Source organism: Picosynechococcus sp. NKBG15041c (assembly GCF_055380235.1).
Window position 1 is genome coordinate 1,678,800 of sequence record NZ_AP040363.1, and the last position, 20,720, is coordinate 1,699,519.

20 protein-coding genes are annotated in these 20,720 nt (G+C 49.4%); 16 read left to right on the top strand and 4 right to left on the bottom strand.

Features of this window, described 5'->3' with window-relative positions; translation table 11 throughout:
* The first annotated feature begins 72 nt into the window (after positions 1-72).
* From rpsO to ACZ45B_RS08105, 5 genes are all read left to right on the top strand, one after another.
* Positions 73-342, top strand: coding sequence for a 30S ribosomal protein S15 (gene rpsO / locus ACZ45B_RS08085; RefSeq protein ID WP_024546345.1), 270 nt, complete (start codon positions 73-75; stop codon positions 340-342).
* A gap of 15 nt (positions 343-357) precedes the next feature.
* A complete protein-coding gene (locus ACZ45B_RS08090) occupies positions 358-828 on the top strand; it encodes a PAM68 family protein (protein WP_024546344.1) in 471 nt (156 codons plus the stop codon).
* A gap of 238 nt (positions 829-1,066) precedes the next feature.
* Positions 1,067-2,122 (top strand): 3-deoxy-7-phosphoheptulonate synthase, encoded by a 1,056-nt coding sequence (gene aroF / locus ACZ45B_RS08095; RefSeq protein ID WP_024546343.1) that lies wholly within the window; start codon positions 1,067-1,069, stop codon positions 2,120-2,122.
* A gap of 152 nt (positions 2,123-2,274) precedes the next feature.
* A complete protein-coding gene (gene thiO / locus ACZ45B_RS08100; protein WP_024546342.1) occupies positions 2,275-4,260 on the top strand; it encodes a glycine oxidase ThiO in 1,986 nt (661 codons plus the stop codon).
* 177 nt (positions 4,261-4,437) lie between these two features.
* Positions 4,438-5,991, top strand: coding sequence for a ferredoxin--nitrite reductase (locus ACZ45B_RS08105; RefSeq protein WP_024546340.1), 1,554 nt, complete (start codon positions 4,438-4,440; stop codon positions 5,989-5,991).
* A 92-nt stretch (positions 5,992-6,083) separates the two neighbouring features.
* Here the strand turns inward: ACZ45B_RS08105 and ACZ45B_RS08110 are convergent, their stop codons facing one another.
* Positions 6,084-6,239 (bottom strand): hypothetical protein, encoded by a 156-nt coding sequence (locus ACZ45B_RS08110; protein ID WP_464674848.1) that lies wholly within the window; start codon positions 6,237-6,239, stop codon positions 6,084-6,086.
* A gap of 411 nt (positions 6,240-6,650) precedes the next feature.
* Here ACZ45B_RS08110 and hemF point away from each other — a divergent pair, with 411 nt between their 5' ends.
* From hemF to lnt, 3 genes are all read left to right on the top strand, one after another.
* Entirely contained in the window at positions 6,651-7,685 is a 1,035-nt protein-coding gene (gene hemF, locus ACZ45B_RS08115; RefSeq protein ID WP_024545937.1) for an oxygen-dependent coproporphyrinogen oxidase, read from the top strand.
* A 229-nt stretch (positions 7,686-7,914) separates the two neighbouring features.
* Complete coding sequence (panB, locus tag ACZ45B_RS08120; protein ID WP_024545936.1) at positions 7,915-8,703, top strand: 3-methyl-2-oxobutanoate hydroxymethyltransferase; 789 nt, start codon at positions 7,915-7,917, stop codon at positions 8,701-8,703.
* A 28-nt stretch (positions 8,704-8,731) separates the two neighbouring features.
* Positions 8,732-10,321 (top strand): apolipoprotein N-acyltransferase, encoded by a 1,590-nt coding sequence (gene lnt / locus ACZ45B_RS08125; protein ID WP_024545935.1) that lies wholly within the window; start codon positions 8,732-8,734, stop codon positions 10,319-10,321.
* A gap of 25 nt (positions 10,322-10,346) precedes the next feature.
* On the opposite strand, the gene ACZ45B_RS08130 is transcribed toward lnt, so the two are convergent.
* The 3 genes from ACZ45B_RS08130 to ACZ45B_RS08140 all read right to left on the bottom strand — a co-directional run bounded on the left by ACZ45B_RS08130 (position 10,347) and on the right by ACZ45B_RS08140 (position 13,466).
* On the bottom strand, positions 10,347-11,114 hold the full coding sequence (locus ACZ45B_RS08130; RefSeq protein ID WP_024545934.1) for an S-layer homology domain-containing protein: 768 nt from the start codon (positions 11,112-11,114) through the stop codon (positions 10,347-10,349).
* A 186-nt stretch (positions 11,115-11,300) separates the two neighbouring features.
* Positions 11,301-11,780, bottom strand: coding sequence for a hypothetical protein (locus tag ACZ45B_RS08135; RefSeq protein ID WP_024545933.1), 480 nt, complete (start codon positions 11,778-11,780; stop codon positions 11,301-11,303).
* 99 nt (positions 11,781-11,879) lie between these two features.
* Positions 11,880-13,466, bottom strand: coding sequence for a hypothetical protein (locus ACZ45B_RS08140; protein WP_148293428.1), 1,587 nt, complete (start codon positions 13,464-13,466; stop codon positions 11,880-11,882).
* 152 nt (positions 13,467-13,618) lie between these two features.
* Between ACZ45B_RS08140 and ACZ45B_RS08145 the strand changes: the two genes are divergently transcribed.
* The 8 genes from ACZ45B_RS08145 to ACZ45B_RS08180 all read left to right on the top strand — a co-directional run bounded on the left by ACZ45B_RS08145 (position 13,619) and on the right by ACZ45B_RS08180 (position 20,587).
* Positions 13,619-14,059: a 2Fe-2S iron-sulfur cluster-binding protein gene (locus ACZ45B_RS08145; RefSeq protein ID WP_024545930.1), complete on the top strand. Its 441-nt coding sequence runs from the start codon at positions 13,619-13,621 to the stop codon at positions 14,057-14,059.
* A gap of 307 nt (positions 14,060-14,366) precedes the next feature.
* Positions 14,367-15,182, top strand: coding sequence for a DNA-binding transcriptional response regulator (locus ACZ45B_RS08150; RefSeq protein WP_024545929.1), 816 nt, complete (start codon positions 14,367-14,369; stop codon positions 15,180-15,182).
* A 35-nt stretch (positions 15,183-15,217) separates the two neighbouring features.
* Positions 15,218-15,730 carry a 2Fe-2S iron-sulfur cluster-binding protein gene (locus ACZ45B_RS08155; RefSeq protein ID WP_024545928.1) on the top strand — a complete coding sequence of 171 codons (513 nt, stop codon included), beginning with the start codon at positions 15,218-15,220 and terminating at the stop codon, positions 15,728-15,730.
* A 56-nt stretch (positions 15,731-15,786) separates the two neighbouring features.
* A complete protein-coding gene (locus ACZ45B_RS08160) occupies positions 15,787-16,494 on the top strand; it encodes a V4R domain-containing protein (RefSeq protein WP_024545927.1) in 708 nt (235 codons plus the stop codon).
* A gap of 19 nt (positions 16,495-16,513) precedes the next feature.
* Positions 16,514-17,011: a hypothetical protein gene (locus ACZ45B_RS08165; RefSeq protein ID WP_038027886.1), complete on the top strand. Its 498-nt coding sequence runs from the start codon at positions 16,514-16,516 to the stop codon at positions 17,009-17,011.
* A 114-nt stretch (positions 17,012-17,125) separates the two neighbouring features.
* Positions 17,126-17,596: a globin family protein gene (locus ACZ45B_RS08170; RefSeq protein ID WP_024545925.1), complete on the top strand. Its 471-nt coding sequence runs from the start codon at positions 17,126-17,128 to the stop codon at positions 17,594-17,596.
* Between the two features lie 2 nt (positions 17,597-17,598).
* Entirely contained in the window at positions 17,599-18,276 is a 678-nt protein-coding gene (locus tag ACZ45B_RS08175) for a hypothetical protein (protein ID WP_024545924.1), read from the top strand.
* Positions 18,277-19,339: 1,063 nt separating this feature from the next.
* Entirely contained in the window at positions 19,340-20,587 is a 1,248-nt protein-coding gene (locus tag ACZ45B_RS08180) for a sensor domain-containing phosphodiesterase (RefSeq protein ID WP_024545922.1), read from the top strand.
* Positions 20,588-20,720: the final 133 nt, after the last annotated feature.

Below are 20,720 nucleotides of genomic sequence, written 5' to 3' on the forward strand. Positions count from 1 at the left end.
GGCTTTCTGGGCAAACAATGGTAGCATTATAGACTGCAATATTTGTATCTTAACTTTCTACAAAAACAGATTATGGCTTTAACGCAAGAGCGTAAACAGGAACTCATGGGCGAGTATCAGGTGCACGAAACTGATACTGGGTCTGCGGATCTCCAAGTTGCTTTCCTCACGGAACGCATTAACCAACTGACTGAACACCTCAAAATCAATAAAAAAGACCATTCTTCCCGACGCGGTTTGTTGAAAATGATTGGGAAGCGGAAGCGTCTTTTACAATTTATTAAATCCCATGACCAAGAACGTTATCAAACCCTGATTGGTCGTCTCGGCGTTCGTCGTTAAGTTTCTCGCAAATCCATGGCCCCTAAACCAAAACAGGACCGACTGCCCTTCGAGCCAAAGCAAACGAAGCAGAAAGCGCCTAAGAAAGTACCTGCATCAACAGCGGTAGCAACGCCAGCAACAAAAGGGCGATCGCCTAAAGATGACGCCAGCTTATCGGTGATTCCCGATGCGGTGAGCAAGCGGATGATCCGGCGCATGGCCTTGTTTTCTGGGGTGCCGACAGCCTTGGGCATTAGCACCTTTGTGGTTGCCTACTATGTTGTTTCTAATCAATTGCTAGAACTGCCCACTGTCGCAGTTTTACTAGTCAGCCTAGGTTGTTTTGGCATAGGGGTTGTGGGCCTGAGCTACGGCATTTTATCCACATCCTGGGACGAAAACCGGGTAGGCAGTCCCCTGGGTTGGGAAGAATTCAGCCTCAACCTTGGTCGGATGGTGGAAGCTTGGCGGGCTGGTCGCCAGGAATCTCGCAGCAAATCTTAAAGTTTAGAGCCTTGGTTTTTCAGGGTTTCCGAGCTTAAATAGCACGTATGAGCATTGTCGGTTATCTAATATTTTCTCAGATGTATGTGTTAAAGATAGAGCTGAGAAGGTGGCGATCGCCGACAAATTCATTTTTAAGCGCGTTATCAATAAAAAACACGTTATTAAATCGTTACTCTATATCTAGAGTTTATAAAAGTATTTTTCTTCAACCTGTCGTAATCTTCGAGGAAAAAACATGATCGTAGTCATGAAAGTTGGCACCCCTGAAGCCGAAATTGACCGTCTGGGGGGTGAACTAAAAGAGTTAGGTCTCACGCCTGAAAAAATTGTTGGCGCCCACAAAGTGGTCATTGGTCTCGTGGGGGACACCGCCACTTTCAATATTGAACTGATCCAAGAAATGAGCCCTTGGATTGAAGCTGTGTTACGAGTAGAAAAGCCCTTCAAGCGAGTTAGCTTAGAATACCGCCATGGTCAGTACAGCGAAGTTGTTGTGCCGACTCCCAATGGGGATGTAATTTTCAGTCCGACCCATCCCGTTGTTGTCGTTGCTGGCCCCTGTTCTGTCGAAAACGAAGAAATGATCGTTGAGACGGCCCTGCGAGTCAAAGCAGCTGGCGCGAAATTCCTCCGGGGCGGTGCTTACAAGCCCAGAACTTCTCCCTATGCATTCCAGGGCCACGGCGAAAGCGCCCTTGAGTTGCTCGCTGCCGCCCGGAAAGCCTCTGGCCTCGGCATTATCACTGAGGTGATGGATACAGCGGATGTGGAAAAAATTGCCGAAGTGGCAGATGTGCTGCAAATTGGCGCCCGTAATATGCAAAACTTCGCCCTTCTGAAAAAGGTAGGTGCCCAGGGTAAGCCAGTCCTACTCAAGCGGGGTTTGGCCGCAACCATCGATGATTGGTTAATGGCAGCAGAATATATCCTCGCAGAAGGCAATCCCAATGTGATCCTCTGTGAGCGGGGCATTCGCACCTTTGACAGCAAGTACACCCGCAACGTTCTTGACCTATCGGTGATCCCGGTACTGCGCAGCTTGACTCACCTGCCAATGATGATTGACCCAAGCCATGGCACTGGTGTGTCTGGTTTTGTGCTGTCTTTGGCTAAGGGGGCGATCGCCACGGGGACTGACTCTCTGATGATTGAAGTGCACCCGAACCCCAAGAAAGCGCTTTCGGATGGGCCTCAATCTTTGACCCCCGACGCCTTTGACCAAGTGATGAAAGAATTGGCAGAGGTGGAAAAATTGACGGGCCGTAGTCAAAAGGAATTAGCAACAGTTTAGTTCGACGGCAACTGATTTTTAATGTCAGTGCACTGATGCGATATCCCTGCTAGCTTGAGTGGGGATTTTTTATTTACGGCCTGAGGTTGCCGCAAAAATCTTGGCCGTTGTAGCTTAAAGGAATGCACTAGCAATAGAAGGCGATGGAAAAAATGGCACAGCAAGGGGATATTTTAATTTTGGGGGGTGGCATTATCGGTTTGGCGATCGCCATCGAGCTCCAACAGCAGGGCGCTCAAGTTACTGTCCTCAGTCGTAATTTCACCGAAGCTGCCTGCCATGCTGCCGCTGGAATGTTGGCCCCCGAAGCGGAAGGCTTAACGGGGGAAATGCTTGAATTGGGGCGGCGATCGCGTGATATGTATGGCGAATGGTGTCGCAAAATTGAACAACTCAGTGGCATCGATGTCGGTTATCTCCCCTGTGGCATTTTTGCGCCTAAATCAATTCCTCCCCGTCACACCACAACGGACGGTCGCTCTATTTGGCTAGATCGCGGCCAACTATCTCACCATGAACCAGGCTTTGGTGAAAGTGTGATGGGAGCCTGGTGGCATCCCGAAGATGGTCAAGTGGACAATCGTCGCCTGAGCCAAGCCCTCCTGCAAGCGGCCCAAGGTTTGGGGGTTGTGATCCAAGAAGGCATTAATGTTTTAGGGATTCAGCAAATACGGGGCCAGGTGAAAGCAGTTCAAACCGATCGCGGGCTTTTTCATGCCGGTCACTACATTTTAGCGGCGGGCTCTTGGTCTAGCCAGATTACCCCCCTGCCCGTCTATCCGGTCAAAGGGGAAATGATGTCTTTAAAAATGCCCAATCCTGACGCCCTGCGGCGGGTGATTTTTGGTGATAGTCTGTACCTTGTCCCCCGTACTAACGGCACGCTGATTATTGGTGCCACCGCAGAAACCGTGAAATGGCGACCCCAAAACACCCCTAAGGGTATTCAAACGCTCATTAGTAAAGCAATTCAGCTTTTTCCCAGATTAAAAGACTGGGATATTGCCGAACTTTGGTGGGGTTTCCGGCCCGCTACCCCCGACGAAAAGCCGATTTTAGGCGCTTCTCCCTGCGAAAATCTCACCTACGCCACAGGTCACTACCGCAACGGGATTTTACTCGCTCCCATTACGGCAAAATTCATCGGCGATCGCCTGATCCATGGCCAAGCCGATCCCCTCCTCCAAGCATTTTCTTACCAACGTTTTCTTGAACCTAATCCGATGCAAAGCGATCGCAATGGCCAAAATAATGGCAATGGCCATTGCAATACTGCCCCCAGCTTTTTTATCACCCCAAAAGCTGTTGTACGATCAAACCCCACAACTATTCCCCAAGGAGAGCCGATGGATTCCCTCGTTATTGCTGGTCGCCGTTTTTCCTCCCGCCTCATGACTGGTACAGGAAAATATCCCTCGATCTCAGCAATGCAACAAAGCATTGAAAGCAGTGGCTGTGAAATCGTCACGGTGGCAGTACGGCGCGTCCAGACCAATGCCCCTGGTCACGAAGGCCTGGCAGAAGCCCTCGACTGGGAAAAAATCTGGATGCTCCCCAACACTGCCGGCTGTCAAACGGCCGAAGAAGCGATTCGAGTGGCGCGCCTAGGTCGAGAAATGGCCCGTCTATTGGGCCAGGAAGATAACAATTTCGTGAAATTGGAAGTGATCCCTGATGCGAAATATCTCCTACCTGATCCTATCGGCACCCTTGAAGCAGCAGAACAATTGGTCAAAGAGGGCTTTGCCGTGTTGCCTTACATCAACGCCGATCCTCTCTTGGCAAAACGCCTTGAGGAAGTGGGCTGTGCTACCGTGATGCCCCTGGGTTCTCCCATTGGTTCTGGCCAAGGGATCCAAAATGAAGCCAATATCAAAATCATCATTGAGCAAAGCAAGATCCCTGTAGTCATCGATGCAGGGATTGGTTCCCCCAGTGAGGCGGCCTATGGCATGGAGCTGGGGGCGGATGCGTTGTTGATCAATTCGGCGATCGCCCTCGCGAATAATCCTGTACAAATGGCCCAGGCCATGGGTCTTGCCACCACTGCTGGCCGTCTTGCTTACCTGGCGGGGCGAATCCCTGTCAAGGCGATCGCCAGCGCCAGTTCCCCCCAGACTGGACTGGTTACCACCTAGGTCTGATGGGAACATGATGCGATGACCGCATTGAGAATATTCTGATTTCGCAAAAAATGGGCGGCCTCGTAGTGCACACTACAAAATCCCCCCAGCTGAATGTTTACCTTGGCAGAACTCCCTGGATCTCTCGCCGACGCCCGAAGCAACCTCAGTATTGAAATCAGGATAAATTCCATGACCGACGCCGCCACCCTCCAACAAATCAAACTCACCAAAATTGAACAAGCAAAGCAGGCCAAACCGGGTTTGGCGATTAAAGATGAGTTGACCACCCTCGCCCAAGCTGGCTGGGAAGCGATGGATCAAGACGATCTGATTATTCGTCTGAAATTCTTGGGGCTGTTTCATCGGCCCGTGACCCCAGGGAAATTTATGCTACGCCTACGGCTGCCCCATGGCATTCTCAGTAGCCAGCAAATGCAAACCCTCGCGGAAGTTGTCCAACGCTATGGCGAAGATGGTAGTGCCGATATTACTACGCGGCAAAACCTACAACTGCGTGGTATTCGTCTTGAAGATGCCCCTGATATTTTGGCCAAGTTAAAACAAGTGGGTTTAACCACCGTCCAATCGGGCCACGATAATGTACGAAATATTACGGGTTCCCCTGTGGCGGGCATTGATCCGGCAGAGTATTTCGATACACGGGCTCTGGCCACCCAACTCCAGGATATGATCACTGACTACGGCGAAGGAAGCTTAGAGTTTAGCGATCTGCCCCGCAAGTTTAATATTTGCCTTGAGGGTGCTCCTGATAACTCTTCCCATGTGGAAATCAATGATATCGGCTTTGTCCCTGCCTTTAAGGATGGAGAATTCGGGTTTAACGTCCTTGTGGGGGGCTATTTTTCGGCCCAGCGCCAGGCGGAAGGAATTCCGATTGATGTGTGGGTTCCCCCCAATGAAGCCGTGTTGGCGGTGAGCCGTGGCATTTTAAATCTATACACTCGCTATGGTGCCGAAGCGGGCCTCCGGGGAAATCGGGCCAAGGCGCGAGTTCTTTGGTTAGTCGAAGCTTGGGGAGTAGACGTGTTTCGGGCCAAATTAGAGGCTGAAATTGGCGATCGCCTAGAAACGGCCGCCCCCGAAAATGCCTTCACTATGGATAAACGAGATCACATTGGTGTCTATCCTCAGAAACAAACAGGTTATTCCTATGTAGGTTTGCATGTACCAGCAGGGCGCCTGACAGCAGAAGATATGTTTGAGGTGGCCCGCTTAGCAGAGATCTATGGTAGCGGTGAGATTCGAACCACCGTTGAGGAAAATTTAATCATTCCCTATGTGGCGACCGAAAATGTCGATACCCTTTTGATGGAGCCCCTCCTCAAAAAATTCTCGGTAAACCCAACACCTTTGTTGCGATCGCTTGTTTCCTGCACCGGAAATCGCTATTGCAACTTTGCCATGGTAGAAACCAAAGAACAGGGTTTAGCCCTGGCCCAAGCCCTAGATGCAGAACTAGAGATTCCCCAGCGGGTGCGCATGCACTGGACAGGCTGCCCCAATTCCTGTGGTCAAGCCCAGGTCGGTGATATTGGCTTCATGGGCACTAAAGCCAAGGTCGCTGGGCAAATGGTGGAAGCGGTGAATATTTTTACCGGGGGAACCGTGGGGCGTCACGCCAGTCTCGGTTCAACGGTTGCCCAAAAAGTCCCCTGTGGCGATGCCCTTAAAGAAAAGGTTAAGGAAATCTTAATTGAACAGTTTGGGGCCACGCCTAAATAAACCAAAACCAGGCGATCGCCTGGTTGCTTCCCAAAAAAAGCTCCCGTGGACTTGATGGTTAGTCTACGGGAGCTTTTTTTAAAGAAGGACGTCTAACTTTTGACCGTCTCGTTGACCCAGATGCGATAAAGTTTACCGCTACTATCCTTGAGCCAGTGAGCGACAAGACGTTTTGAAGCGCTTTGGTCTTGCTTAGGAAAAAAGGAGCTGGTAGCAGGGCGGGTGATTGGGGAGGCAATAATTTGCATGGTTCGAATCTCCTGGGTCGTGGCAATAGGTAATGAACTGATTAAGTCATAATTTACTTTTTCTTAACCTGATTTTCAGTATACACCAAATATTTTTCCTTGGTTTTACGAGGGCGTAGGATCTTTACGGAGATAGAGGGCACTTTTTTCTTAACCTAACCTTAATTAAATGGTCGGTGGGGCGATCGCCTCTGGGATAAAAAGCCCCGATCTGACCGATATTCTTGTGATTATTTGTTACAAACTTCACGAAAAATCACATTTATCGCAGGCAAAAAGACGCCAATTCAGGTTAGTCTGGAATACGAGTTTGCCCTATGCCAAACCCCAAAAAGCCTTGCATCATCAGCCTTTTAGGTTCTCGGGCAAACAATTTTTAATACACCTGTAAATATTTTTTCCCGCGCAACCATGACAGCTTTGCAAACAGAATCCGCCACTGCCGCAACATCCAAGCCTGTGCCTCCGAGCGATTCAAAGGAACGGGTCAGTCAGTTTATGCAGCAAATCCAAGACAAAATTTGTCAGGGATTAGAAGCCGCTGATGGTCAAGGAAAATTTCAAGAGGATTCTTGGCAACGGCCAGAGGGGGGCGGTGGCCGCTCCCGAGTCATGCGCGAGGGAGATGTTTTTGAACAGGGGGGCGTCAACTTCTCTGAAGTGTGGGGCGATCAACTGCCGCCATCGATCTTGCAACAACGTCCTGAAGCCGCGGGCCATGGCTTTTATGCGACGGGGACTTCGATGGTGCTACACCCCCGTAATCCTTACATTCCCACAGTCCACCTCAATTATCGTTATTTTGAAGCTGGTCCCGTCTGGTGGTTTGGTGGCGGTGCTGACCTGACCCCTTACTATCCTTTTGCTGAAGATGCAGCCCATTTTCACAAGACCTACAGGGCGGCTTGTGATCGTCACCACAAAGAGTATTACAACGTCTTTAAGCGCTGGTGTGATGAATATTTTTACCTGAAGCACCGCGATGAAACCCGTGGGGTGGGCGGTTTGTTCTTTGATTACCAAGATGGCACCGGGGAGCTCTACAAAGGCCCCCATCCCGATAAGGCGGCTGCAGAACATAGCAAAGTCCTAGGCGCGCAACCCCAACGCAGTTGGGAAGATATTTTTGCCTTTGTCCAGGACTGTGGCGGGTCTTTCTTGGATTCCTACGTGCCAATTATCGAGCGTCGCAAAGATATGGAATATGGCGATCGCGAACGACAATTCCAACTGTACCGTCGGGGCCGTTATGTAGAATTCAACTTAGTCTACGACCGGGGGACGATCTTCGGCCTGCAAACCAATGGCCGCACCGAATCGATTTTGATGTCCTTACCGCCCTTGGTGCGTTGGGAATATAGCTATAGCCCTGAGGCTGGCACACCGGAAGCTGAACTCTATGAGCGTTTCCTCAAACCCCAAGATTGGGCGAATTGGGAAGGTTAACTTAAACGACGCTTAAATCCCCCTGAGCCAGAGAAAACTAGGGGGACTTTTTTGGGCAACTGTGTCATCGTTTCTCCGGGAGATTGGTTGGACATTACGAGGTATTTGTCCAGAGCTGTGATATTTGGGGCATAATAGCTCAGGTGTTTTGGGACAAAATTACAACAGTTCACCTTTGATGGTTGTCCTTGTTCCCAAACGGACTTTGTTGTGCCCTAGGAAATAATTAATGCGGGTTACACCGAGAACATTACAGAAATATAAGGAAACGGCGCGCCCCATTGTGACCTTGACGGCTTGGGATTACGCGATCGCCCGGCTGGTAGACCAAGCGGGAGTAGATGTTATCCTCGTGGGGGATTCCCTGGCGATGGTCGCCCTCGGCTATGAAAATACCCTACCAGTGTCCCTAGAAGCGATGATTCACCATACCCAGGCGGTTTGTCGCGGTGTCGAAAAGGCTCTGGTGGTCAGTGATTTGCCTTTTTTGACCTACCAAGAAAGTCTGTCCCAGGCGATTAATACCGCTGGCCGCATCCTCAAGGAAACGGCAGCCCAGGCCATTAAACTAGAGGGGGGCCATCCGGCAATGATAGACACGGTAGCGCGCCTAACCCAATTGGGGATTCCGGTGATGGGCCATGTGGGTCTAACTCCCCAGTCGGTGCATACCCTCGGCTACCGGCAGCAGGGGAATAATGAATTAGAGGCCACTAGGGTCACCCAGGAGGCGATCTCCCTCGAACAGGCCGGCGCCTTTGCGGTGGTACTGGAACATATTCCCGCAACCCTGGCCCAAACTATCACCGAAAAACTTGCTATTCCCACCATCGGCATCGGCGCCGGCAATTACTGTGATGGCCAGGTATTAGTGACAGCAGATCTCTTGGGTCTGAGCGAAAAATCTCCCCCCTTTGCTAAACAGTATTTAGACTTAGGAAAACTGATCACCGACGCAGTCCAAAGCTATAGCGATGATGTTCGTACGCGGCAATTTCCCCCGAATCTGGTCCCCTAAATTTCTGCTATTTGGTGCTGGAATTTTAATGGGGATGGCCAGTGCCCCCGTAGAAGCTTGGTATTTTGCTTGGGTTGCCCTGGTTCCCCTCTGGCTAGTGGTCGGGCGATCGCCCCAAAAACTTGAACCGAATTTATCCAGCAGAACCTGGAACCCCACGGCGTTTAGCCGTTACTTTTGGCAGAAATATCGCCAACCCCTAACCCTGAGCTTTTGTTGGGGATTGGGCTACCAAGGATTGACCCTGTTTTGGATTACGGGATTGCACCCAATGACCTGGATGGGAGTGCCCTGGCTGGCGAGTTTGGTGATCGCCATGGCCTGCTGGGTGATCATTACCCTTTGGGGGGCCGGGATTCCCCTATTGTGGGCGGTGGGGATGGCCTGTTTTCAAGAATTTCAGCCCATTGGCTCTAAACTACTGGGCCGTCTGTCTCGCATTCTCTACGGTGCATCCCTCTGGTGTGTGGTGGAATATCTCTGGAGCCAGAGTGATCTGTTTTGGCACTTTCTGGCCTTTAGTCAGAGCCCGCACAATTTACCGATTCTTCAATTGGCGCAACTGTCGGGGTTTACCGCGATTTCTTGGATTCTTGTGCTGATTAACGGTTGCCTCGCCGAAAGTTGTTTAGCAGACGATGGTACTGTTCGCTTTCATCCCAAAAGCTTAATCGTATTGATTTGTGGCCTAATCATCATTGGTAGCGCCCATCTTGTCGGCTGGATCCTCCTGCAATATACTCCGACCACAAACGGCAATTCTGTCCAAATTGGGATTATTCAAGGAAATATTCCCAATGACATTAAGCTCTACCAAGACGGCACTCAACGGGCGATCGCCAACTATCGCGCTGGCTATCAAACCCTCGCCCAGGAACCTCTAGGTCTGATTATTACCCCAGAGACAGCCCTGCCATTGCAAATTGAACAAATTCTCCAAGCCACCTTTTGGCCCCGTCTGATCCGCACTGAAAATATTCCTCTGGTGCTCGGCGCTTTCGGTAGGGAGGGCAACAATTTCACCAATAGCCTCTTTACTTTCGATGACCAGGGTTATGTTCTCAGCCGTTATAACAAACAACGCCTCGTCCCCCTGGGGGAATATATTCCCTTTGAGCCACTATTGGGGCGACTAATCAACCGCCTCTCTCCCCTAGATGCTCACCTGGTACGGGGCGAAAATCCACTGATTACGAATACTCCTATCGGCCCTGCCACCGTTGCCATTTGCTATGAATCGGCCTATCCAGAGCATTTTCGCCGCCAAACCGCCGCCGGAGGTGAGTTTATCATTGTCGCTTCTAATGATGCCCACTACAGTGAAACCATGCCAGCTCAGCACCATGCCCTCGATGTGATGCAGGCGATCGCCAATGGCCGCTGGCTCATCCGGGCCAACAATACTGGCTATTCTGGGGTGATCACCCCTACTGGTGAAACCCTCTGGCTGTCAGAACTCAACGAATTTGTTACCCATGGCGATCGTATCTATCTACTCACCCACCAGACCCCCTATGTGCGTTGGGGGAACTGGCTTGTTAAGGCCCAGGGATTATTCCTTTTCGGGATGGCCTGTTATGGTTTAATCACCCGAAAATTATCAACCCCAACCCTATAATCCCCACGAGTAAGGCGCTTCCTACTTAAATACCAATACTTTCTAAAACACTGTCAATGGGTTTGCCTTTGCGAAATTTAGACACTAGAATCGCCGCCTCCGCCCGGGTTACTGCTGCTTTAGGCTGATATAAACGGGTTGTCCCATAGAGGCGTTCAAAATTTCGTCCACCTGCTGCATTACCTACATCAAAAGCAATGTAACTTAAATAGCGATCATCCATCTCGGCGACATCATGAAATCCCCGAGTATGTTGGAGATATTGACGTAATTGCGCAGGACTGCGACGAGAATTTCCTTTAGAATCCAATTGACTTTTTAAAGCAATCATTTGCTCCCTCGTTAAAGGATCATTCGGTCTAAATCCTCCATCTTCAAAGCCCACAATAAAACCAGCTTCATAGGCGGATTGGATATAAACAGAATAGGGATTATCTGGCAACACATCTGGAAAAATAGTGCTAGATCCACCAGAAAGCCGAATGGGTGCATCATGCATCACGTTGTAGGCTTTTATGAGCCAAGCAATAAATTCATCCCGTTGGATAGGGGCATCTGGATTAAAACGATCACTGTTCGCTAGAATAACACCTAGGTGAGTTAACTGCAGGATTGCTGCTTTTCCCTCTATTGCTTCAATGTCAATAAAGGGATTAGGGAGATCAAGACGTGCCAAAATAAGCGGTGCTTTTAACTCTAAAGCCTGGACTTGTGTCGGGAGAGATAAGGCTTGGCCCAATGCAACAAACAGAGGAAAAAAAAGTGCGATTTTTGTGAATTTAGAAGGCTTCATTTTCTCGCTCCTAACCTTTTTGGATATGGGGATATGATGTTAAAAATTAGGGACTAATCCTGTCGGATATTCCAGGTAGAAATCCCTAAAAAAGTGCTCGATTAAGGGATGTCTAAACGGAATTTGCTCTTAGACATCCCCTGGATGGTTTCAATCGAGACAAGACGCTATGTGGGCGATCGCCTGTTAGAAAGAAAAGATAGAGTTTTGGTTCTGGAAGCTGTTCTGGAAACTGCTGTTATCAACATTGTTCCCAAAACCAATCCCTGCGCCAGTTTGGCTCGCTCCCACCTGGGCCACGCTGCCATTGTTCCCAAACCCGAAGGCATCAGATTGCTGTTGGGTAGTGGATTGACCGAGGGTATTGTTGACATTATTGAAAAGACCATCAGCCACCGCAGTTTGGGAGCCGATAATCGTCGATTGAGCGCCGTTGTTACCACCACTAAAGAAGCCGCTCTGGTTCTGGAAGCTGGATTGGCCCATAGTGTTAGAGGTGGAGTTGCCCACGCCAACGGCAGCACTGGTTTGTTCAGAAATCATCGTGCTGACAGAGGAGTTGTCGGCTTTAGCAGGTTGGGCGAGGCTGAGAACACTGAGGGCGAGAAAAGCACCAGCAGTGGCGAGCTTGAAAGATTGGGAACGGGAGGAGAGGGAAAGAATCATGGGTCAGTTACCTGTTTGATTGGATGTATGTTGCCAGGTGATAGTGACCCCAATTTTTGGCTTATGCAGTTTTTGATCTTTCTCAGAGAAAACCTTTTTCTAAAACAGTTCAGTCGTGATTTTCTGGAGGGGATTTTCGGTGGTGATAGGCGTTTTCGTTGAGGGAGTCAGGGTGAAATAGGGGGCGATCGCCTCGGCTTCGACCCAGCCTGAGAAGTAATCGACAATGGTCACATCTTGGGTGAGGGTAAAGAGCTGAAAATCCCCCCGCAGCACATTGGTATCTTGCACCCCTTCAGCGGTATAGCCCTGTTCACTGATGCCCACAGGCCCTAAACCCACGGCATTTTCCTGGACTTCATCAAAGGCCCTTGTAAAGCGATCGCCTGCCCAATGCCATTCCTCTCCGGGCCAATAGATTCCTTTTTCCCAACGAAAAGCCCCTTCCGGTACTGTCACCCGAAACCCAGGGCTATAGGCAATTTCGTAACGGCCTTGTTTGGGTTGGCCGTCAATGCCCAAAGGCACTGTGTTTGCCCACCAAAGCACTTCAGCGGTGGTTTCAGTCAGGGTCGCACTGGGGGTTGGGGCCAACAAACTGCGGTAGACAGGGACACCCGATGGGGGCAATTGGGTTTCTAGGGCGAACCACCAGCAATCCCAAGCGTCCCACTGCTGGATTTCACGCCACTGAATTTGGCAAATGCCGTTGCCTGTTGCTACCCAAAGCAAATCTTCCTCAGCATGAAGCTGTGTTGGAATCGCCCCCACCAGAGGGCTGTCTGTGATGGTGTAGAAAGTCAGTTCCCCCTGGCGCCAGTCATTGGTGAATTCATAAACCCCCAAGCCCCGAGCCGGAATTTGTCGGGAGCCTTCGGCGGCATATTTCGTCCCGAACCAGAGAATCGTTTCGCTATCTGTAGTTATCCCCTGGAGGTCGGTGATTTGGGTGGCGATCGCCTCTGAGGGTTGATGCAATTCGAGAGAGTTTGTCGTCAAATCATAGCGAATAAAAGTGCTAAGGCCGCTAAACCCTTCCCCCTGTTCCGAAGAAACTGCAAAAAATAGCGCATCGCCCAAGGGAAGCGCCGCCGTTACCGTCGGGATCCCCAGGTCATTGCCGATACCACTAGCCTGTAACTGTTCGAGGGTATAGAGATCGAGGGCGATCGCCTCGGTTTCTCCAGGGGGAATGAGTTCAAAAATGGTCTTTTCTGGGGGATTTTCAAAACTTAAAAAAGGATTGGGGCGCAAAAAAACGCGATATTGATAAGTCTTCCCCGCCAGTTCTAAAGTTTGAAAAGCGGGATCTTCTCCCGTGCGTAGTCGCTCCAGGTCAGGTTCTTGATCTGGGGTAAAAACAGCCGGTGGCAAAATAGCCCAAGCCTGGGTTTCACGACAAAAAATTAATTGATGCTGCTTGGTCTGCACCATCACAGTATCCGCATCGGCCTGGATATCCCAAGCCATAAAATCAAACTGCTCTGCCACTGAAAGATCTGCTTTGATCGTAAACCGTTGGGCTTCAGGGTCAGTCTGGGGGCAGTTTGTTGCATCGTTTGCTGTCGGCGAGAGCACCTCATCTGAAGCAGTCGAGCCCCCACAAGCATTGAGGAGTATTAAACTGACCCAGAGCCAAGGCGATCGCCTCAGATACCGCCTGAAATTCTGCCCTATTATGCCCATTCGCCTTACCGTCAAATTTTGCTATCTTCATTTTCCGGTCAGACCTTTTCCCTAGGGAGCCCTTGCGTCGGAACTTCATAAAGATTTATCTTTATTGTCCCTAGACTTTTTTGATTTCCGCATCCACCCCCTAGCCCCGGCCACATTTCACCATGGCGCACATTCAGATCGACCCCCTGGCCATCCAACTCCAGACCCTAGAAACCGAAACCCTCCTCAAGGCGCTCCTCCGGGCCAAGGTAAACCTGGCAGCTATTTGTGGTGGCAAAGGCTATTGCGGTACTTGCGTTGTCGCGATCACCAGCGGCGGTGATCAACTCAGCCCTGTGACAGCCCAGGAACAAATCATTTTAGATAACCTGAAAAAATCCAGCACTACCCACCGCCTCAGTTGCCAAGCCTATCTTCGGGGCCATGAAACCGTCGCCTGTGATCTGCCACCCAAGGCCCTAACGAAATTACAACAAATCTTTGATCGCCTCAAAAATCGCTATGCTCCCAGGGATATTCGCCATCCCCGCACCGGGGAACTGCTCGTTGCCCAGGGTGGGATCGTGACCCAAGATATTCTGGAACGCCTCCTTAGTGCTTAGTTAGGTAAAGAAATCGCAAAGCATTTCGTCAATTTGCATGAAGAAAAAGTAAAGTTTTGTTGACCAATATTATCCCCAGGTAGGGGGCGGAATTTTCCATGTTATGTTGGTCTCTCATAACAAAACTGCAGATTTATGCCGAGTTTCTCAGCATTTACAGTCCTAAAAAGGGCTCATTGTATAGATCGTTTAGAGTGAGGCATCTAAGAGTCGTTTTGCTAAGTTTTTTGGCAACATTTAGCGCTTTTTAGTTAGATATTGCTGAATGTTGTTGCATTGTTTTTGAGTTGGTCTAGGTAACTGGATTATGGTTGGGACATCCACGCTACATAACCAAACAATTTTGATCGCCGAGATGGATGAGCTTGTGTATGAACCCATCGCGGCTCACCTCACCCAGGCAGGAGCGGTGGTTCATGTCTTTGGGACAAGACAGGCACTGCTCAAAGAATGTGATCGTCACTGCCCCCAGTTGCTCCTACTGGGAAGTTTACCGAACACCAATAGTCTTGATTTATTCCGCCAGTGCCGTGATTTTTGGCAAGAGCTGCCCGTGATTTTGTTGGCCCATCAGCCCCTGGTCAATGATCACTTCCGGGAGTGGGCGATCAAGCAAGGGGTGCGAGAGGTCGTCAGTAGCTACACTCAGCATTTAGCCCAGTTACAGTTGGCGGTTAAGGATGCTTTATTTCCGCTGCTTGAACCTGTTTCTGTGCGGGCAAAACGGACGATTCCCCCCACGACGATTACAAAAATCACCAGTCCCGATACCACCACTGATATTTCCCGTGAGCGGGCGGCGATCGCCTTGAATCAAATTAGCGAATTTGGCAAAAAATATTTTGGAAACCTCGCCATCGGCAACTATTGGCGCAAATCCCAACAGGATCTCCAAACCGAACACCCTCTCCTCGATTTTTGGGCCGTTGACCATTGGGGGGGCTTTGCCGCTAATTCGGAGGCGATCGCCCCACCCACCCCCAAGCTTACTCAGGCCGAACTTCTCAGTCTCAAGCTGTGGGTGAGCACCTTCACCCACGAGTGCGAACGCATTGTGGTGGACTTCCCTAAGCTCCTCCAGCAATATGCCCTGGGTGAAGCTGACTGCCGCTTTCTCCTTTAAATAAATCAAGTTTTTTACCCACCCCCTGATCTCCTGTGAAAAAAATCTCAATCCAACCCCTCGACAAAACCGTTCCCGTCAATAATGAAGCAACCCTGCTTGATGTCTTGGTGCGGGAAGACATGAATGTCATGCAGGCCTGCGGTGCCCAGGGTCGCTGTGCCACCTGTCATATCTATGTCAAATCTGGGGGAGAAGCTCTCAGCCCAATGAATGACCAGGAGCGTTTGACCCTGAGTTTCATTGCCACGGCCCAGGCGAATTCCCGCCTTGCCTGTCAAACAAAAATTCTCGGGGATGGCGCCACCATCGAAGTCCCCCGGGGCATGTATATCGGCTCGATGAACGAACTGAAGTCTCTGGTGGGAACCCGCGCCAGCCAAAATATTATTCACCCCCTCACCGGGGAAGTACTGGTAGAAGAAAGTAAATTGATTCTCCGGTCTGCCCTAGAAAAAATGGCTAGTATTGATGCCGCCCTAGAGACAAACTTATTAGATGTGTTTCAACCATCTTCGGTGTCTAACATCGCCAACTACTTTGATTAAGTTGCGCTGTTTTTGCTTTTGTTTTAAACCTCTCTACTGCTCCCCTTGATTTAGCCATGGTTTCTTCTGCTCGCCCCCAAACTCTGCCCTATCACCGCTCTTGGCAAAAAGCCTGCCACTACAGCCGCCATACGTTTTTTAAATTTGACCCTGACCAAGGTACGGTATGCGATCGCCATGGCCAGCGTAATCTCTTGACCACCGAAGATTTTATTATTGGTCTTCAAAAAGGTCTTGAACATGAAGTAGGCGAAGCCTCTGGCTGGTTGATGTACCTCATTGGCCAAGAATGGGGCGTAGAAGATGCGGCCCAATTTAAAGGGTGGTTCCAGGATGAATTTGGCATGTACTTTAAAGATGCCTCCCTCCGCTTCGCCCTCGAAACCTGGTGGTGGCCCCTCACGGCCCAGGGCTGGGGAAAATGGCAGGTGGATCTATCTTCTGTAAAGGAAGGGTTTTTGTTTGTAGATCTGTATGATTCGGCAGTGGCTAAGACCCTCGGGGATGTGGGTAAACCGGTGTGTTTTCTCTATGCGGGTCTATTTGCGGGATTTTTCTCCAGCTTTTTTGACCGGGCCCTCAGCAGCACCGAAATCCAGTGTTATTCCATGGGGAATGAGTTTTGTCGCTTTCTGATTGGCTCTGAAAAGCGGGTCAAGGCAGCGGAATTTTGGCTCACCTCCGGGGCGACGGCTGGGGATATTGAAGCACGGCTCCAAGACATTAGAACCGAGGCCGACCTCGATGCCGTCAATCGCAGCTAAGAAATTAGGTTAAAAGACCATGGCACAGGACTCTTTGTTACGACGCTGGTTTCCGACCTTTGTAGGACTCTTTGAGAAGTTAGCTCCGTCCTCTAAAAATCTCCCAACTCCGCCTGAGGTCAAAGCGCCGACGGTTCAGAGCCCGAGGCGATCGCCCCCCAAACCCAGTGGCCCATTTTTTCTCCAGGGTTTAGAGTCGGCTGATTTTTTGTCCCGGGATGATTTGTTGCTTGATCTGCAATGGCTGGCCCCCCCCTCAGCCTTGGATCAATACGCCGCCACCTTGCAACCGCCGACCCCAGAAACGCCGAGGCGATCGCCCAAAGAAGCCGTAGATCCAGACGCTGATTCCGACTTCTTCATTCGCGGTCTCCACACCATTGGTAACCTCGAAACCCTCAAAAACCTCGACCTCGTGGCCCATCTCACCTGGGAAGAACAGGGCCAGACCCTCCTGGAGGTGGATCCCGATGACTATGACCTCCTCGATGACCTCTTGGACATAGCCGATATTTAGACTACGTTAGGCAAAATATTAAAAAATCCAACGTTTTTACCGACTTCTTGCAGAAAAATTTAAAATCTTTCCATCTTAATTCCCTTCCCTCGCTTTAGCTGAATCTGAAAAACAATGATTACACTCCTTGAAAACTTGCTTGAACGCTCGGACGGCGCCTACATTGAGCCCCAAGACCTCGATCAGGTCGATCAAACCCTCCAATCTTGGGGCGATCGCCGCATCACCTACCAACTCATCCAGGAAAAAGAAGAAAAAATTGTCGATGAAACCCTTAAACGTTTCCAGACAGACCACGAAATTCTCTTAAAATCAGCCCCGGCCAATGTTCTAAAAAAATGTAAAGGTGACCTTGTTTCCGTACTGCGTAACTGCGCCACAGCAATGCTCCTTCAGGATGAAGAGTTGCTCAAGGACCGCTTTTTGTACTGGATGCAAAACATCATGCGGGCGGTGAAAAACCAGAAATATAACGACCAGGTTTATCGCATTATCCAAGACGTTGTTCAGGAAGAATTACCGGCCCAATACGCCCAACAGATGCTCCCCTACCTCCAGCTCACCCACCAATACCTCAGCGAATAACCATGACCCTCTCTGCGATTCCTGGTAACTATTTCACCCCCCGGGGCTATATCAAATCTGAACCTGATACGGGCCTTTTAAGAACCCGCCACGGCAATCGTCTTTTGGCTGTGCCAGAAGTCCTCCTGCGGAGCATCCACAAAGCACTCCGGGAAGAAACCGGAGAAGCAACGCCCTTTGCCCTCTATACCTTTGGCTTTTGGTGGGGAGGCGCATTCTATGACCGTCTCAAAGAAGAAATAGAAGAATATTACCAACGGACCATCCCCCAGATGAACGCCCTAGAATTTTTGGTGATGATGCGCCAGATCTGGGAAACCCATGGTTTTGGTCACCTCAATCTAGACTTTAAGCACCGTTCTTTGGGTCTGATCAAGGTGCAGGTGGAAGCGTCAATGATGCAATTGGGCACTGAGGTCGGTCTCAAGGAAGGACAAATGCCCTCCTATCACCTAGAAGCAGGCTTCATTGCCGCTTGGTTTTCCCGCTGGGCAGGGAAAGGTATTCGAGCTTGTGCGGTAGATCTCCCGCCGGATGGCGCAGTGGCGATCGCCCAACCAACAACCCTAGCCACTTTCTTTGTTGGGCTGGCGCCCAAGATTGAACAGGCAGAAATGTGGGTCAAACAGGGTTTATCTAGCGCTGAGATCATCGAAAAGTTTGCCGCGACAGATTCCTAATCTCAATCAAGTATTCTTCATCAAATTTTCTGGCTCAGGGATGTTTAATCAATTGAGTTAAAATTTTTTTGCCTATTTGCGGGAATGTCTGATTTTAGAGCGACTAAACAGCTCGATTATTCTCCTTAAGTTATTGAGTTAGGTTTTTTTAGAAAATCTACAAAGGGCCGCCACCAAAATAGAATGGCCATTGCCCAAAAGAAATTATCCGGCTTCAAAAAATCAATCAGCCCTAGGATTTGAGAAAAAATCTATCTAAATCCTCTTCATTTTCTATTTTTATTAACGGCTATAAACGTATTTATAGCTTCAATAGTATTTCAGAATAGAGATTGTTTTAATTATGTTAATTGAGAATATTTGATTATTTTCCAAGCAGAGAAAATATACATTGGCTTTAGTCAGATGATTGTGGCTTCGATACAAGTTATCACCATTTCTTTAAGACACCTTGTAATATTCAAGGTCATTTAAAAAGAGATAATAATTGTTGTTGGTGGCGAAGTTTTTCGGGCGATCGCCTCACCCAGCAACTCACATGGTGAAGGTAGTTGGATGCTTGACAAGCCCATGGGGCTTTCAGTTTAGCAAGACCAGTAAAGAGCAACTTTGGCGATCGTCTAATCAAATTTTGTTTGCATAGCATCCCCCCTTAGACATGCATACAAAAAAATTATGTGCAAATTTTAAAAAAGAGTGTTGTGCACAGAAATCTAAATGTAGATAGCACTTCAAAAAATTTATGGTCAGGGTTTGTGCTCCTGGCTGGGGTTCACTATAGAGGCGATCGCAATGAGCCGTTTCAATCTGGATCAAATCACTAATTAGTAACCATTTCAAAATTTCATTACATGTATTTGTTTTTCGCCCATCGTTGAATTCTAAGTTGTAAACTGCATTACCATCGCGCTTAGAATAATTGACTAGCATATTAGAAATTAAGCATGAATATCTAAAATCCATCGCCTAACCACAAAAAATAATGGCTCATCTCTGCAAGTAGCAGTTCTCAAAATTGTTTTGCCCAGGTCACGGTATCAACTTAATAAAGGAGCCAAGCACAATGGACAAGGCACCGATTCTTGATTTCATCAGGGACCACATAAATGCGGCAGATAAATCGTCCCATGAGCAAATACAAAAAACATTACAAACTATTCGTGCACACCTAGGCTTAGAAGTCGCCTTTCTTGCCGAATTCACCGAAGGACAACGGGTTTTTCGTTACGTTGATTCATCCCATCCGCAATCACCGATTCGCGTGGGGGGAGCTGATCCCCTCGAAGAGAGCTATTGCCAACGGATCATTGATGGCCGCTTACCCGAACTCATTTTAGATGCGACCCAGTTGCCTGCTGCCCAGGAATTAGCGGTGACAACCGCATTACCTGTGGGAGCTCATCTCAGCGTTCCGGTGAGGCTCAAGGATGGGACTCTTTACGGTACTTTTTGTTGTTTTAGTTTTACGCCAAACCAGTCTCTCAATGAGCGTGATTTGGCCATTATGAGGGTTGCGGCCGAATTTGCAGCGGCTCAAATCGAACACTACCTAGAGGCAGAAAGACTTAAATCAGAGATACGTGAACGCATCCACGCTGTTTTATCCGGCGATGCGCTATCTATGGTTTACCAGCCTATTTATCACTTGGCGGAAAACCGGGTTGTCGGCTTGGAGTCTTTGGCGCGTTTTTTCACCACACCCATGCGATCGCCTGACATCTGGTTTAACGAGGCAGCCTATGTTGATCTCAGTATTCCCCTCGAATTAATGGCGATCCAACTAGCCCTGGACGGCATTAAGCACTTCCCGGCGGATACTTATGTCGCGGTAAATATATCTCCCAAAACTATTTTAGATGGCAAGTTGGGGGACGCCCTGGCTGGGTGGCCGCTGGGGCAAATCGTACTAGAAGTCACCGAGCATGCCGTTATTGATCATTACGATGACATCACTAGGGTTGTAAATCCGTTGCGGCAGCGCGGGTTACGCATCGCCGTAGACGACGCTGGGGCAGGCTATGCAAGCTTCCGGCATATCCTAAACCTGGCTCCCGATGTGATCAAGCTTGATATCAGTATCACCCGCAACATCGATACTGATCGTTCGCGGCGTGCCCTAGCTGCGGCCCTCATCAGCTTCGCCCAAGAAACCGGTAGTAAAATCGTGGCTGAAGGTGTTGAAACGGCATCAGAGCTTGCTGTATTGCAAGAACTCGGTATCAACAAAGCACAGGGATACTTCCTCGGCAAACCTATGTCCCTGAAAGATGCGAGCCAACTTGTGCAGAGTGGTTGTAGCTCTTTAGTCTAGTCTTGGTGTAACCCATCAAAAAATCGCCCTTAAACCCAGCTTCGATGGTGCAATGCTGGAGGCGATCGCCTGCATAGTTCCCGAAAAAAAATTTCCACAGTTCGCAGAGGAGATTCTCGGTTTCCCTGGGGGC

Bases quoted from the DNA above. Each gene is read 5' to 3' on its own strand.
- rpsO (WP_024546345.1), top strand. From the start codon at position 73: ATGGCTTTAACGCAAGAGCGTAAACAGGAACTCATGGGCGAGTATCAG.
- ACZ45B_RS08090 (WP_024546344.1), top strand. From the start codon at position 358: ATGGCCCCTAAACCAAAACAGGACCGACTGCCCTTCGAGCCAAAGCAA.
- aroF (WP_024546343.1), top strand. From the start codon at position 1,067: ATGATCGTAGTCATGAAAGTTGGCACCCCTGAAGCCGAAATTGACCGT.
- thiO (WP_024546342.1), top strand. From the start codon at position 2,275: ATGGCACAGCAAGGGGATATTTTAATTTTGGGGGGTGGCATTATCGGT.
- ACZ45B_RS08105 (WP_024546340.1), top strand. From the start codon at position 4,438: ATGACCGACGCCGCCACCCTCCAACAAATCAAACTCACCAAAATTGAA.
- ACZ45B_RS08110 (WP_464674848.1), bottom strand. From the start codon at position 6,239: ATGCAAATTATTGCCTCCCCAATCACCCGCCCTGCTACCAGCTCCTTT.
- hemF (WP_024545937.1), top strand. From the start codon at position 6,651: ATGACAGCTTTGCAAACAGAATCCGCCACTGCCGCAACATCCAAGCCT.
- panB (WP_024545936.1), top strand. From the start codon at position 7,915: ATGCGGGTTACACCGAGAACATTACAGAAATATAAGGAAACGGCGCGC.
- lnt (WP_024545935.1), top strand. From the start codon at position 8,732: ATGGGGATGGCCAGTGCCCCCGTAGAAGCTTGGTATTTTGCTTGGGTT.
- ACZ45B_RS08130 (WP_024545934.1), bottom strand. From the start codon at position 11,114: ATGAAGCCTTCTAAATTCACAAAAATCGCACTTTTTTTTCCTCTGTTT.
- ACZ45B_RS08135 (WP_024545933.1), bottom strand. From the start codon at position 11,780: ATGATTCTTTCCCTCTCCTCCCGTTCCCAATCTTTCAAGCTCGCCACT.
- ACZ45B_RS08140 (WP_148293428.1), bottom strand. From the start codon at position 13,466: ATGGGCATAATAGGGCAGAATTTCAGGCGGTATCTGAGGCGATCGCCT.
- ACZ45B_RS08145 (WP_024545930.1), top strand. From the start codon at position 13,619: ATGGCGCACATTCAGATCGACCCCCTGGCCATCCAACTCCAGACCCTA.
- ACZ45B_RS08150 (WP_024545929.1), top strand. From the start codon at position 14,367: ATGGTTGGGACATCCACGCTACATAACCAAACAATTTTGATCGCCGAG.
- ACZ45B_RS08160 (WP_024545927.1), top strand. From the start codon at position 15,787: ATGGTTTCTTCTGCTCGCCCCCAAACTCTGCCCTATCACCGCTCTTGG.
- ACZ45B_RS08165 (WP_038027886.1), top strand. From the start codon at position 16,514: ATGGCACAGGACTCTTTGTTACGACGCTGGTTTCCGACCTTTGTAGGA.
- ACZ45B_RS08170 (WP_024545925.1), top strand. From the start codon at position 17,126: ATGATTACACTCCTTGAAAACTTGCTTGAACGCTCGGACGGCGCCTAC.
- ACZ45B_RS08175 (WP_024545924.1), top strand. From the start codon at position 17,599: ATGACCCTCTCTGCGATTCCTGGTAACTATTTCACCCCCCGGGGCTAT.
- ACZ45B_RS08180 (WP_024545922.1), top strand. From the start codon at position 19,340: ATGGACAAGGCACCGATTCTTGATTTCATCAGGGACCACATAAATGCG.